Source organism: Streptomyces sp. NRRL F-2580 (assembly GCF_000720115.1).
Taxonomy (GTDB): Bacteria; Actinomycetota; Actinomycetes; order Streptomycetales; family Streptomycetaceae; genus Streptomyces.
In genome coordinates, this window is sequence record NZ_JOIR01000005.1 from 420,812 (window position 1) to 434,652 (window position 13,841).

Annotated in this window: 10 protein-coding genes; 6 read left to right on the plus strand and 4 right to left on the minus strand. The window is 74.8% G+C overall.

Annotated features, from left to right (window positions below; translation table 11 throughout):
- The first annotated feature begins 10 nt into the window (after nucleotides 1-10).
- Both IF88_RS0107960 and IF88_RS0107965 read left to right on the plus strand, forming a co-directional pair.
- The gene (locus IF88_RS0107960; RefSeq protein WP_051836565.1) at nucleotides 11-3,673 is read left to right on the plus strand and encodes a hypothetical protein; all 3,663 of its coding nucleotides are present in this window, start codon (nucleotides 11-13) and stop codon (nucleotides 3,671-3,673) included.
- A gap of 128 nt (nucleotides 3,674-3,801) precedes the next feature.
- Nucleotides 3,802-4,758, plus strand: a complete 957-nt coding sequence (locus IF88_RS0107965; protein WP_030708683.1) for a bifunctional riboflavin kinase/FAD synthetase — start codon at nucleotides 3,802-3,804, stop codon at nucleotides 4,756-4,758.
- Between the two features lie 112 nt (nucleotides 4,759-4,870).
- Here IF88_RS0107965 and IF88_RS40125 read toward each other — a convergent pair whose 3' ends face one another.
- The 3 genes from IF88_RS40125 to eccE all read right to left on the minus strand — a co-directional run bounded on the left by IF88_RS40125 (nucleotide 4,871) and on the right by eccE (nucleotide 9,433).
- Entirely contained in the window at nucleotides 4,871-7,357 is a 2,487-nt protein-coding gene (locus tag IF88_RS40125; protein ID WP_063754760.1) for an SCO5717 family growth-regulating ATPase, read from the minus strand.
- A gap of 106 nt (nucleotides 7,358-7,463) precedes the next feature.
- Nucleotides 7,464-8,162 carry a hypothetical protein gene (locus tag IF88_RS0107975; protein ID WP_030708684.1) on the minus strand — a complete coding sequence of 233 codons (699 nt, stop codon included), beginning with the start codon at nucleotides 8,160-8,162 and terminating at the stop codon, nucleotides 7,464-7,466.
- Nucleotides 8,159-9,433 (minus strand): type VII secretion protein EccE, encoded by a 1,275-nt coding sequence (gene eccE, locus IF88_RS0107980; protein WP_030708685.1) that lies wholly within the window; start codon nucleotides 9,431-9,433, stop codon nucleotides 8,159-8,161. The genes IF88_RS0107975 and eccE overlap by 4 nt, the downstream gene beginning before the upstream one ends.
- Before the next feature lie 287 nt (nucleotides 9,434-9,720).
- Between eccE and eccB the strand changes: the two genes are divergently transcribed.
- From eccB to IF88_RS0108000, 4 genes are all read left to right on the plus strand, one after another.
- Nucleotides 9,721-11,307 carry a type VII secretion protein EccB gene (gene eccB / locus IF88_RS0107985; protein ID WP_030708688.1) on the plus strand — a complete coding sequence of 529 codons (1,587 nt, stop codon included), beginning with the start codon at nucleotides 9,721-9,723 and terminating at the stop codon, nucleotides 11,305-11,307.
- Between the two features lie 11 nt (nucleotides 11,308-11,318).
- Nucleotides 11,319-12,575 (plus strand): type VII secretion-associated serine protease mycosin, encoded by a 1,257-nt coding sequence (gene mycP / locus IF88_RS0107990; RefSeq protein WP_030708690.1) that lies wholly within the window; start codon nucleotides 11,319-11,321, stop codon nucleotides 12,573-12,575.
- A gap of 217 nt (nucleotides 12,576-12,792) precedes the next feature.
- On the plus strand, nucleotides 12,793-13,134 hold the full coding sequence (locus tag IF88_RS0107995) for a WXG100 family type VII secretion target (protein WP_030708692.1): 342 nt from the start codon (nucleotides 12,793-12,795) through the stop codon (nucleotides 13,132-13,134).
- Between the two features lie 45 nt (nucleotides 13,135-13,179).
- Nucleotides 13,180-13,488, plus strand: a complete 309-nt coding sequence (locus tag IF88_RS0108000; protein ID WP_030708694.1) for a WXG100 family type VII secretion target — start codon at nucleotides 13,180-13,182, stop codon at nucleotides 13,486-13,488.
- A gap of 82 nt (nucleotides 13,489-13,570) precedes the next feature.
- Here IF88_RS0108000 and IF88_RS0108005 read toward each other — a convergent pair whose 3' ends face one another.
- Nucleotides 13,571-13,816 (minus strand): DUF397 domain-containing protein, encoded by a 246-nt coding sequence (locus IF88_RS0108005; protein ID WP_030708695.1) that lies wholly within the window; start codon nucleotides 13,814-13,816, stop codon nucleotides 13,571-13,573.
- Nucleotides 13,817-13,841 lie beyond the last annotated feature (25 nt).

The following is a 13,841-nucleotide window of genomic DNA, read 5'->3' on the forward strand; positions in this document are numbered from 1 at the left end:
TGGTGCGGCCATGGCGGAGCTCGTCAAGATCAGCGATGCCGCCGGGCGGGTGCGCGGCAGTGGATTCGTCGCCGACGACCGCGGCACGGTGGTCACCAGCCACGAGGCCGTCGCCGGACTGACCCGGGTGCTCCTGCACGGCCCCGGACGGACCTGGCTGGCCGAGGCGGCCGACGTGACGGCGCTGCCGGGGCTGGCGCTGGCGCTCGTACGGACCGACGGGCTCGGCATGCGGCCGCTGCCGGTGGCGATGCGCGAGGCGATCGATCCCGGGACCTACGTACGGCTGCCCGCGCGGGGCTGGCGCCAGGCGCGGGTGCTGGGGGGCGCGCAGGCCGCGTACCCGGCGGTGGAACTGGCGATCGGCACGGACGGCCGGGACGCGCTGCTGCTCGGCGGGGAGGCCTGCGGGGGCCCGGTCCTCGACGCCGCGACCGGAGCGGTGCTCGCGGTCCTGGGCGCCGCTCTCCCCGCGGAACACCGCTCGGCCCCCTTCGCGGTGGCCCTGCGCCCGGCCGCCGCAGCCGACCCCTGCGGCCCCCTGGCCGTCCTGCTGGAGCGCAACGCCGCCACCGTGCCGGGCCACGGCCCCGACCTGAACCTCGCCGGGGCACTGGAACTCACCGCCACCACCCTGGAACCCCCCGGGACAAGCCCCGACCCGGTGGAACGCCCCAGGATCACCTCGGCACTGACGGAGTTCACGGAAGGCGACAGGCCGGTCCTGGGCCTGGTCGGCGACCCCGGCACGGGCCGCACCACCGCACTCGCGGCCCTGGCCGCACACCGAGCCCACGGCCCCCGTCCCGCCCCCACCCTCTGGCTCCGCGGCGCGGACCTCCACCCCGACGACACCTCCCTGTCCAACGCCCTGACCCGCACCCTGACCAGAGCCGCCCGCATCACCGATTCCGATGGGGCCGGGTATCCACAGGCGCTCTCCGACCCCCAGGGTGGTTCCGGCGGGGCCGGGCGTGTGCCGGGGCGATCCCCACAGGGCCCGGACCGCAACGAGGCTCGGCTCTCCGACCCCCAGGGCGGTTCCGGCGGGGTCGGGTGTGTGTCGGGGCGATCCCCGCAGGGCGCCGAACGCACTTCCGCCGAGCTCTCCGACCCCTCGTCACGTTCGGCGTCCGAGGAGACGTCCCGGCGCGCGCCCGGCCCCGCCGGAACCGCCCCCACCCCCACCCCGCCCGGCAGCGCAACCGGCGCGCCGGGTCCCGACCCATCGGCGACACCCCCCGGTGGAACCGACTCAGCACCCCCCGGTGGAACCAACTCCGCACCCCCCGGAACCGACCCGGCCGCACATCTGGCCTACGTGGCCGCCCGGGCCCGACGCCCCCTGCTCGTGGTGCTCGACGCCCCCGAGGAGATGCCGCCGGAGCTCGCCCACCGCCTCGGCCCCTGGACCGAGGCCACCGCCGCCTGGCTGCGCGGGACCGGCGCCCGCCTCGTGGTCGCCGCCCGGCCCGAGTACTGGGAGCGGGCCGGCGCCCTCCACCCGCCCGACGCCCTGCACACCCCGGCCCGTCCGGCCCGCCGGATGCCGCCCGCGCTCCCGATCGGCGACCTCACCGTCGCCGAGGCCGAGACCGTCCGGGACCGGCTCGGCATCCCCTCCGACGCCGTCCGCGCGGCCGACGCCCGCCACCCGCTCACCCTGAGCCTGCTGGCCGGCATCCGCGCCGCCGGGGTCACCGCCGGCCGCCCCGGCCGGGACGAGGTCTTCGCCGCCCACCTGGACCTGCTGTGCCTGCGCAGCGCCCTCCGCACCGCGGCGGCCTGCGCCGACCCCGGCGGAGCCAGGGTGCACGGCCCCGGGATCCGCCGGCTGGCCGCGCGCATCGCCGGCAGCGTCCACGAGGCCGCGCGCCGCTGCCTGGGGCCCGGGCCGGGGCAGCTGGACCGGGCCTCCTTCGAGGAGCTGTTCCCGTGGCGCACCGGCTGGGCCTCCGCCGTGCTCACCGAGGGCCTGCTGGTGCCCGCCGGAGCCGGCTACCGCTTCGCCCACGAGGAGCTGTCCGACTGGATCCAGGCCGGCCACTTGGACGTCCCGACCGCCCTCGGCCACCTCGTGCACGGCCCCGCCGAGCCTGGCCCACCCGTGCCCCGGCACCGGATCGGCCCCGTCCTGGAGGCGCTGCGCAGACTTGCCCCGGACCGGCTGCGCCACGAGCTCACCCGGCTGGTGCACGCCCTCAACGGCCTCGCCGAGGAACCGGCGCCGGACGACCCGGACCGCGCCTGGTGGGCCACCCGGCTGCTGCGCGAGAGCCTGCTCCGAGCCCCCGACGCGCACCCCCACCTGCCCGTCCTGCACGCCCTCGCCGAGCACGTGGCCCGCGCCGGCCCGGGGGAGTTCGGCGGCTGGTTCTGGAACCGGCTCCGGCTGCCCGAGCCCGACCGGCTCGACCTGCTGCGCCGCCTGCTGCCCGCCGACCCGGCCGAGGCGGTCCCCGGCGACCGCTACCTCGACGCCGCGGCCCGCCGCCTCGCCCGGGACCCGCAGCGCGCACAGCCGCTGCTCTGCGCCTGGTTCGGCGACGGCCGCCGGCTGCGCGGCCGCCCCGGGGCCACCGTCGCCACCGCCGCGCAGGCCCTGCTGCACACCCACCGCCGGCTCGCCGTGGACGACCTCACCGAGGCGCTCGTCACCGCCGCGCACCCCCGCGCCGACGAGCTGCTGGCCGTACTCGCCGAGGAGGAGCCGTCCGCGATGTCCCGGGCCGTGGACCGGTGGGCGCACGACGAACGGCCCGGGCGACGGGTCGCGGCCGCCGCCTACGGGCTCGCCACCGCCCCGCACGTGCGCACCCCCGCCGACCGCGACCTGCTGCGCTACGCCGCCCAGGCGCTGCTCGCCCGGCCCGCGGACGCCACCCTGCACGGCAGCGCCCTCGCCGTGCTGCTGCGCGATCCGCAGGTGCGCGGCCGCTACCTGCCCCAGGCCCTCGCCTGCTTCCGCGACCCCGAGCACGGCTCCCGGCTGCCCGCGGCGGCGCTGGTCGCGGGCCTGCCCGTACTGTCCGACCCGGACGCGGTGTTCGCCGCCCTGCGGGCCCGGGCCGACGGGGAGGTGGTGCGCGCCCTGGCCGCGCTGACCACGCCGGGGTTGGCCCGCCGCGCGGGTGACCTCGTACGGGAACACCTCGCGCGGTGGCCCGGGGACGCACCGCACGCCGCCGTCTTCGTGGACCGGCGGCTCGAACAGGGCCCGGCCGCGGGTCCCGTGCTGCGCCCGCTGGTCCTGGAACTGCTGCGGAACGCCCCGGCGGGGGTCAGGGCGGAGCTCGCCGCCGTCCTGGCCGCGCCGGGCGGGGAGTGCTCGTACCCGCTGCGGGGCGAGCTGGCCGGCGTACTGCTCCGCGAGGAGGCCGATCCGCAGGTCCTCGGCGCGTTCCTCGCGGGGCTCGCGGCCGGGACCTCCCGGCGCCCGGAGGCCCGTACGCGGGAACTGCTGCGGCGCACCGGGCGGCAGCTGCTGCGGGCCCCCGGCGGGCCGGCGGTCTTCGAGCGGCGGACGGTGGAACTGGCCCGGGCCGAACCGGCCTTCGGGGCGCTGGTCGCCCGCTGGCTGGCGGAGGCGCGCGCGGAGGCCGCCGCCCTGCTGGGGCCGAGCGCACGGCGGACGGTGGAGACCCTCAGCAGGACGGCGCCGGACGTGACGTGACGATATGCCGCGGCAGTGGACCCCAGCCCGACGCCGATGCGGGGCACCGGCCACCGGCATGGCAGTCTTAGACCTGCAATCGGCAATCAGTTCAAGGACCAACCGGGTTCGGGCGAGGAGCGGTCACAGTGCAGCGCTGGCGTGGCTTGGAGGACATCCCCCAGGACTGGGGACGCAGCGTCGTCACCATCGGCTCCTACGACGGCGTGCACCGGGGACATCAGCTGATCATCGGACGGGCCGTGTCCACGGCGCGTGCGCTCGGCGTTCCGTCCGTCGTGGTCACCTTCGACCCGCACCCGAGCGAGGTCGTCCGCCCCGGCAGCCACCCGCCGATCCTGGCCCCCTACGACCGGCGCGCCGAGCTGATGGCCGGGCTCGGCGTGGACGCGCTGCTGATCCTGCCGTTCACGGCGGAGTTCTCGCAGCTGTCCCCGGCCGACTTCATCGTGAAGGTGCTCGTCGACAAGCTGCACGCGCGGTCCGTCATCGAGGGCCCGAACTTCCGCTTCGGCCACCGGGCCGCCGGGAACGTCGACTTCCTGCGCGAGCTGGGCGCCACGTACGACTACGAGGTCGACGTCGTGGACCTGGTCGAGCGGGGTGCGGCGGGCGGCGGCGTGCCGTTCTCCTCGACGCTGGCGCGCAGGCTGGTCGCCGAGGGCGACATGGACGGCGCGGCCGAGATCCTGGGCCGCCCGCACCGGGTCGAGGGCGTGGTGGTGCGCGGTGCGCAGCGCGGGCGCGAGCTCGGCTACCCGACGGCGAACGTCGAGACGGCGCCGCACACCGCGATCCCGGCGGACGGGGTCTACGCGGGCTGGCTGACGGCGGACGGCGAGCGGATGCCGGCGGCGATCTCGGTGGGGACGAACGTGCAGTTCGACGCCACGGAGCGGACCGTGGAGGCGTACGCGATCGACCGGGTCGGGCTGGACCTGTACGGGAAGCACGTGGCCGTCGACTTCCTCGCGTACGTGCGGGGGATGGCGAGGTTCGAGTCGCTCGACGGGCTGCTGGAGGCGATCGCGGACGACGTGAAGCGGGCGCGGGTGCTGACGGACACGTACGACCTGCGCCGCTGACGGACGAACGGGCGAGGGCCCGTACTGCCCCGGGACGGATCCTTCTCGATCCTGTTCGGGGCGGTACGGGCCCTTCCTGTTGTGCGGCTGCGCTCGCTCCGCTCCGCTCCGCTCAGCCGAGGCGCGGGTCGCGCGGGGGCTGCTGGGGCTGCGGCGGCTGCTGCTGCGGGGCCGGGGGCTGCTGCCAGGGCTGGCCGGGCTGCGGGTAGGGCTGGCCGTAGGGCTGCGGCTGCTGCGGCGGCTGCTGGTACGGGGGCTGGCCCTGGGGCTGTCCGTACGGCTGCGGCTGCTGGTGGGGCTGCGGCTGCGGCGGCTGCTGGTGCGGCTGGGGCTGCTGCGGTGCTCCCCAGTGCCCCTGCGGGGCCTGCTGCTGGGCCCGCAGGAAGTCCTCGGCCACGAGGGCGGAGAGGTTGAAGTACGCCTCGCGCGTCTTGGGCCGCATCATGTCGAGGTCGACCTCGGCGCCGGCCGCGAGGTGTTCGTCGAACGGCACCACGACGACACCGCGGCAGCGGGTCTCGAAGTGCTGCACGATGTCCTCGATCTTGATCATCTTGCTCGTCTCGCGGACCCCCGAGATGACGGTGAGGGAGCGGGAGACGAGGTCCGCGTACCCGTGCGCGGAGAGCCAGTCGAGGGTGGTGCTCGCGCTGCTGGCGCCGTCCACGGACGGGGTCGAGATGATGATCAGCTGATCGGCCAGGTCCAGGACCCCGCGCATGGCGGAGTAGAGGAGGCCGGTGCCCGAGTCGGTGAGGATGATCGGGTACTGGCGGCCCAGCGTCTCTATGACGCGGCGGTAGTCCTCGTCGTTGAAGGTCGTGGAGACCGCCGGGTCCACGTCGTTGGCGATGATCTCCAGACCGGAGGGCGCCTGTGAGGTGAACCGGCGGATGTCCATGTACGAGTTCAGGTACGGGATCGCCTGGACCAGGTCGCGGATGGTGGCACCGGTCTCGCGGCGCACGCGGCGGCCGAGGGTACCGGCGTCGGGGTTCGCGTCGATGGCCAGGATCTTGTCCTGGCGCTCGGTGGCGAGGGTGGCGCCGAGCGCGGTGGTCGTCGTGGTCTTGCCGACGCCGCCCTTGAGGCTGATGACGGCGATGCGGTAGCAGGACATGACCGGGGTGCGGATCAGCTCCAGCTTGCGCTGGCGCTCCGCTTCGGCCGCCTTGCCGCCGAAGCGGAAGCGGCCGCCGGCGTTGCCGTTGTTCTTGGGCTTCTGCTTGTTGCGCAGCAGGCGGTCCGAGGAGAGCTCGACCGCGGCGGTGTAGCCGAGCGGCGCCCCGCCGCCGGTCGGGCCGGCCGAGTAGCGCGGGTCGTGCGGCTGCGGCTGGGGCTGCGGCGGCTGTTGCTGCTGCCCGGGCCCCACGGGCCACTGCCCGGCGGAGCGGGGGTCGTACGGCTGGGGCTGCGGTTGCGGCTGCGGGGGCTGCTGCTGCGGGGCGGGTGCCGGTGCCGGCTGCTGGAACGGATAGGCGTCCTGCGTCGCGAACGCGGGCGGCAGCGGCGGCAGTTCACCACCGGGTCCCCCGAAGGGGGTCTCGCCGCCTGCCTGCGCCAGGGCCGGGGTCTGCTCGGCGGGAGGCAGCACGGGCACCCCGTCGGCGGGGGTGTCCCCCGGGCCGGCCCAGCCTCCGGACGAAGCCTGCGCCGCGGGGGCCGGGAACGGCGACGGCGCGTCGGGTGCCGGCCGGACGTCTTCGGCCGGAGCCGCAGCCGGAAGCTCGATCGGTGCCGGTGCCGGTGCCGGTGCCGGTGCCGGGTCCGGGACGGGCGCCGCGAACGGCGCCGGGGCGTCGAGCGCGGGCCGGGCGTCCTCGACCGGGGCCGGAGCCTCGACCGGTGCCGCGTCCGGGGCGGGAGCCGGGTACGACGGAGCCCCATCGGCGGGAGGGCCGAACGGCGCGACGGGGGCCGGGGCGTCGGGAGCGGGCAGGGCGTTCTCGGCCGGAGCCGCGACGGGGGCCGGGGCCGGGTCCGGGTCCGGGTACGAGGAGACCGGCGCCGGGTACGCCGGGAGCGCGTCGGCCGGAGCCGCCGCCTCGACAGGGGCCGGGGCCGGGTCCTCGACCGGCGCCGGAGCCGGAGCCGGAGTCGGCGCCGGAGCCGGGTACGGCGGGACGGCGTCGGCAGGAGCTGCCGCCTCGATCGGAGACAGTGCCGGAAGAGGCGCCTCAATCGGGGCCGGGGCCGGAGCCGGAGCAGGGGTCGGTGCCGGGTACGGCGGGACGGCGTCGAGCGGCGCCGGGGCGGACGCCTCGAACGGGCTCGGCGCCGGGGCCGGAAGAGGGGTCTCGGCCGGCGTGGGCGCCGGGAACGGGACGGGCAGGCCCGCGCCGTCGGACGCGGTCCGCGGCGCCGGCGGAGCGATCCGCATCGTCGAGGGGGACTCCACGTCCGCAGGGCGGTGCGGCTCGAAACCGCTGCCCTCGGGGAGCCCCGGCACCTGCGCGGCGGGGGCCGCGCCCTGCGTGTACCAGGCCGGCGGGGTGTAGTCGATGGTGAACTCGCCCGTCAGTTCGGGCTCCGCATCGGACTGATCGTCCGTCGGGACGTCCCACGTCCCGCCGCGCCTCTCGTTCCGATCGCCGCTCACTGGTCCTCCTGGTCTGTCGAACACCGGTCCGGCGTCCACCTCGCCGCGCCCGCACCCAGCCTAATCGCGCCCCGACACCACTGTCCGCCCCCCTCAGGGGCCGTGGTCAGTCGATGCGCCGGGCTCCGCCGAGCAGGCCCGTCTCCGCTTCCGTCCCCTGGGTCATCACGAACTGCCGGTCCCGTGGCGTGCACCACAGCGTCACCCCGTCGCCCAGCGTCGGCAGCGAGGCCACCGCCTGCCGCGGCAGCTGCATCAGGCGGCCGATCTGCTCCGCCTCGTCCGGGGACACCCGCTGCACGCCCACCAGCGAGGACTGCTGGAGCAAGCGCGGCGCCGTCGGGCTCAGATACGGCAGCAGGGTCAGCACCGACTGCCACGGCCCGGCCACCACGCGCCCGCGCGGCGGCCGCATCCCGCAGTCGCGGACCACCAGCACCGGGCTGCCGGCCGAGGCACCCTGCGGCGGCACCCGGCCCACCTCGTGCAGGGTCACGCACTGCTGCCCGCCGCCCGCCGCCTGGGCCAGCCCGGACCACACCTGGCCGCGCCCGGTCTCCACCGCCACCCGCGCGCCCGTGGCCGCCGCGCGCAGCGCCAGCACCTGCGCCGTCCACAGGCCGCCGATCAGCGTCACCTCGTACGGCGTCGGCCGGTTGATGCCGAGCACCGCCGGCCGCCCCTCGGCGTCCACGCCGATGACGACCCCGTCGTCCCCGACGGGCAGCGCCAGCGAGTCCAGGTCCGCCGAGGGCACCACGTGCCGTTCACGTCGCGGGCCGACCAGCCCGAAACCGCCCCTCATCGCGCCCCTCCCAGCGGCAGCGAGGCCAGCAGCCCCGGTACCTGTTCACGGTCGAGCCGGACCAGCCCGGCCTTCACGCCCCGCGCCGTCCTCTCCAACTCCCTTCGCGCGGCAACGAGTTCCTCGTCGCTGCGGCCGGTCACCCGTACGTGTCCGGTCAGGGTCACGCCCTGTCGCTCAGCCGGGGCCATCGTCAGGCTGAAGTTCGTGGCGAGCGCGGGCAGCGAGGTCAGCAGCGCCACGAACTGCGGCAGCGCCGCCGCTCCGGCACCGCCCAGCTGCGGCCAGCGGCCTATCCAGTACGTCGTGTGCCGCCGGTCGTCGCAGCGCCAGGTCCGCGGGGTCTCCTCGGTGCGCCGGCCGGTGCTGGCCGACCGCCCGGCCTGGGTGATCGCCATCGGGTTCGCGCACGAGGACGTGGCCAGCGCCGCCGTCAGCTCCTGCTCGGTCAGCACGGTGGCCGTGAACCCGGCCCCGGCCAGCCGGCTCGCCAACTGGTCGGCCGCGCGCACCACGCAGCGCTGCGCCCCCGCCAGCCCGCCGCCGCGCGCGGCGACGGCCTCGGGGCACAGCTCCGGGTCGAGCTTGAGGGCGATCCAGGTCAGCCGCACCGCCGGGGTCCCGGTCCGGGCCTGCAGGGGCGCGTAGTTGCGGGTGGCCATCGACTGGGCGGGCAGGTGCGGGGCCGGCGCCGGCTGGGTGTGCTGCACCAGCTGGGCGGACTCCAGCCGGATGCCGTCGACTTCGAGGATGTCCCGTACGAGCCCGAGCGGCAGCGGCCGCGCCGCCCGGTCGGGCCGCAGCGCGGTGGCGTCCGTGTCCACCTGGACGACCGCGGTCAGGAAGGTCCCGTCGCCGATCATCCCGACCGGACGCCGCTCGCGGTCGCTGAACGTCAGCGTGCGCAGCGCCGGATCGGCCTCGACCAGCGGGGCCAGCCCGGGCTCGGTGCCCGCGGGCACGACGTGGGAAGCGGCACGGCCGCGGCGCGCGCGCAGGGCGAGCGCGCTGCCGATCCACTCCGGCAGGGAGCGCTGGTGGCGGCGTACGACCGCGAGCACCACCAGCACGAGCGCCAGTGCGCCGACGGGCACCAGCAGCATCGGTTCGACCACCCAGGCCACGAGCAGCGCGGCCGCCGCGACCTGGAGCAGTACGAGTTGTTGCAGTCGGAACGGACCGAAGCGGCCGGGGCTCGACTTCGGATGCGGCGTCACCCCGCCACGGGCGGGTGCGGGCGCGCCGGTCTGCGGCTCCGTCGCGGTGGCCATCACGTGCGCACTTCCCCTTTCTCCCCCGGCTACCGCCGGGGGGTGCCCCCAGGGCGAAATCCCCTGAGTCCGGGCGTTGCGCGACACCTGCCGCACGGCCCCGGAATCTCCCCAATCCACCTCAACAAGCCCTGAATACCCCGGTGCGGGAGGCGCTGAGCGGCTGCCTCACCCTACCCGGCCCGTGCATACCGTCGGTCAAGAGGCATAGTAGGTGCCCGGTCCGACAATCGAGGCCCGGGGACCGTACTCACCGGCCGGGCCCTGCGGGGGAGAAACAGGCGGTCATGGCATCACGACGTGATGAGCTCAACGCGTACACCTTTGCGAAGCGGCGCACGGTGGCGGCGTTCCTCCAGCCGTCCGCCACGGGCACCGAGGAGGGCGCGCCGCGCCCGCTGCGCGCGGTCCTGCCGGGCCTGGTCGTCGGCGCGCTCGTGCTCGCCACGTTCGGCGCCTGGGGCATGTTCAAGCCGACGGCGCCCAAGGGCTGGGCGGAGCCCGGGACGAGGGTCATCGTCGGCAAGGACTCGACGACCCGGTACGTGGTCCTGACCACGAAGGTCAACGGCAAGGACCAGACGCGGCTGCACCCGGTGCTGAACCTCGCCTCCGCCCGACTCCTGCTGGATCCGCAGAAGTTCAAGGTGATCCAGGTCGAGGACAAGGTGCTCGACGCGGGCAAGCCGCCGCGCGGCCCCATCATCGGCATCCAGTACGCCCCGGACCGGCTCCCGTCCAAGGAGGACGCCGGCAAGGCCAAGCGCTGGGCCGTCTGCCAGCAGCCGGGCGGCAACGGCCGCGGCGTGCAGACCGCCACCTTCGTCCTCGCCGACCGCGAGGCGGCCAAGACGGACGACGCCCGCAGGCTCACCGAGACCCAGTCGCTGTACGTGCAGAGCACCGGCCCCGGCAAGGAGCGCTACCTGGTCGACTGGACCGGGACGAAGTACAAGTTCCCGGAGGGCACGCCCGCCGCCGGGACGATGACCAACGCGCTGGTCGGCACCGGCGCCACCCCGCAGCAGGTCACCCCGGAATGGCTGGGGACCCTCAACTCCGGCGACGACCTGGCCTTTCCCCAGCTCCCCGGCAAGGCCGGCGCCAACGCCGACGTCAAGGGCCTGGTCACCGCCGACAACAAGGTCGGCATGGTGCTCAAGGCGCAGACCGGCTCCGGCGCGCAGCACTACGTGGTGCTCCCCGGGAAGGTGGCACCCGTCTCCGACTTCGTCGCCTGGCTGCTGATCTCGGCGCCCGCGACCGACGGCCTCAACATGCACGGCAAGCCCCGCGAGGTCGACCTCCAGTCGCTCAGCCCGGACGCCGCCCCGTTCGCCGGCGACGTCAAGTGGCCGCAGGAGAAGTCCGACCGCATCAACCAGACGGCACCGGCCGCCGGCACCCAGACGGGCGGCGGCTCCAACAACCGCGACACCGTCTGCAACGTCCTGCGCTCCGTCGACGGCCAGGGCAACCAGACCCTGAGCACCTGGGCGGGCACCGGCTTCCCCATCGACATCACCGCCAGCGGCACCAGCGCGTACGTCACCCCTGGCTCGGGGCTGCTCTACATGCAGGTCCAGGGCAAGCAGACCACGGCCGGCGGCTCGCTCTTCCTGGTCACCGACACCGGTCTGCGGTACGCCGTCCAGGCCAACGGCGACAGCGACGCCGAGAAGTCGAAGATCGGCGCGCCCGACCCGCAGGCGAAGGGGAGCACCACCGACGGCCGCCCCGAGGCCAGCCAGGCACAGGTCCGGCTCGGCTACGGAAGCATCACTCCGGCCATGGTGCCCATCGCCTGGTCGGAGTTCCTCTCCAAGGGCCCGCGCCTGGACACCAACTCCGCCCGTCAGCCGCAGGGTTCGTGAGGAAGCCGCCGATGTCCCAGCCCCAGACGCCCCGGAGCGCGCTCCTCGCCGCCGCCTTCGCCCTCGCCCTGGTCTCCGGCGGCGCGGGCGCCGCCGCCGCGGCCGAGCCGCCCGCGCCGCGGCCTCCGTACGCCCTGCGCCCGGACGGGGCGGGGGAGTGCACCTTCCCCATGAAGAAGCAGATCGCGGACCGCCCCTGGGCCCTGCAGCGGCTGCTGCTCGACGAGCTCTGGGCGCAGACCAAGGGCAAGGACAAGAACGGCGCCAGTGTCCGCGTCGCCGTCATCGACACCGGCGTGGACCGGGCGAACCCGCAGCTCAGCGGCGCCCTCGACACCGGCGCCGGCAAGGACTTCGTCGACCCCAAGGGCGGCGACGGCACGAGCGACACGGTCGGCCACGGCACGAAGGTCGCCGGGCTGATCGCGGCCCGCCCCCAGGAGGGCACCGGCTTCGTCGGCCTGGCCCCGGACGCCACGATCATCCCGATCCGGCAGAACGACGGGCAGGGCAAGGGCAACGCCCTGTCGCTGAGCCAGGCGATCGACCACGCGGTCGCCAAGGGCGCCCAAGTGATCAACATCTCCCAGGACACCGACGCACAGCTGTCCCCGGACTCCGAGCTCGGCAAGTCGGTCCAGAAGGCCATCGCCGCGAACGTCGTGGTGGTGGCCTCGGCCGGCAACGACGGCATGAGCGGCGAGAAGCGCAAGACCTATCCGGCGGCCTTCCCCGGAGTGCTCGCCGTCGCCGCCTCGGACCGCAACAACGAGCGCGCCCCGTTCTCCCAGCCCGGCGACTTCATCGGGGTGGCGGCGCCCGGCGTCGACATGGTGTCCACCGTCCCGGGCTTCGGCCAGTGCATCGACAACGGCACCAGTTTCTCCGCCCCCTACGTCGCCGGGGTCGCCGCCCTGCTGCGCGCCGAGCACGGGGACTGGTCCGCGGAGCAGATCGTCTGGCAGATCCAGAACACCGCCGAGCGCTCGATCAACGGCCATGACGCCTACGTCGGTTGGGGCATCGTCGACCCCGTACGGGCCCTCAGCCAGGACCAGGAGGTCCCCAAGGCCCCCGTCCCGGACCCCGGACCGCCGCCGGCGGCGGCCCCCGAGGCGGCGGCGCTCCAGCTCACCGAGACGGCCCAGGAGCGTGAGGAGCGGTTCGGCACGTACGCTCTCGGCATCGGCGCCGTCCTCATCGCCGTCATCGCGGGTACCGCGACGGTCATCCGGGATGCACGCGGCCGCCGACGCCGTTTGCAGTGAACGGTCACAGTTCATCAACGGAAGCGGCCTACCGGTGTTGGGACTGGGCGCCGAACTGGCTAGAGTGACACCAGGCTTCACGAGTGTGATCGGGGGATCGCGTGGAGCGGAGGGGGAAGGCCCGAGGCGCGTGGCTCAAAGACCGCGCCGGGTCCGGATCCGCTCCGCCACGCAATCCGTCGGTTCCGCCGGCGAATTGAGAAGTGAGGAGCTTCGTATGAGCACGAACACTTTCGGACTTGCAGACACTCCGGTAGTCAAGGCGAAGACCAAGATCGAAGAGACGGCCACTGCCGTCTCCAGGCAGGCCCGCGAGATGGCCGACATCCTCGAAACTGTGAGTGCCGGCTGGACCGGTGTCGGTGCCGACGGGTTCAAGCGAGCCCAGATGTTGCTGAACGCTGACCACGACGAGATCCGTCGTCTGCTCCGCGTCCTGCACAACGCGGTGTCCCAGACCAAGAACCTGACCAACGCCCAGGACGACGAGGTGCAAGCGGCGTTCAGGCAGGGGATCCAGGCTCACGGTACAAGCAGCTCCGGCCTCAACAGCCTCTGACCCACGTCGTTTTCAGGTAACCCGCTCAGCGAGAAGGAGAAGCACATGGCTGCCGACGACGGCCACACTAAGGTCCGGTATGACAGCGTCCAGCAGATGGCCAACCGCCTCCGCCAGGTCTCGAAGCACATCATCGAGGACCTGGACGCGATGGAGCGGGCAGTGGCGGTCGTCACGGACACCTGGGACGGCGAGGCGCACGGCCAGTACGTCGAACTCCAGAAGAAGTACCGTGACAAGGCCGACCACATGAAGAACATGCTGGAGAAGGTCGCCCAGCTCATCGAGCGCGGCAAGGACGACTACCGCGCCACCGACAAGCGGGCGTCGAGCCTGTTCACCGAGGCCTTCTGAGCCCGGTCGCCGACAGGTCCGCACACGCCGAAGGGGCGCGCCCACACCGGGCGCGCCCCTTCGGCGTCGTCCTGCGGTCCCCTCAGGGACGGTGCCGGTCGAGGTCGAACTCGCCGTCCCTGGCCCCGAGTACGAACGCCTCCCACTCGGCGGCGGTGTAGCGCAGCACCGTGTCCCGGTCCAGCGAGGACCGCATGGCCACCGCCCCCTCGGGAAGCCGGGCGATCTCGACCCGCTCCTCGTCCGGGCTGGTCCCGGGCGGCCCCTCCCACTCCACGCCGCTGATGTCGAGCGCGTACAGCTCGTCCTTCTCCTGCTGAGTGCCCATGGGTGGCCTCTCCCTCGGTGGCGCG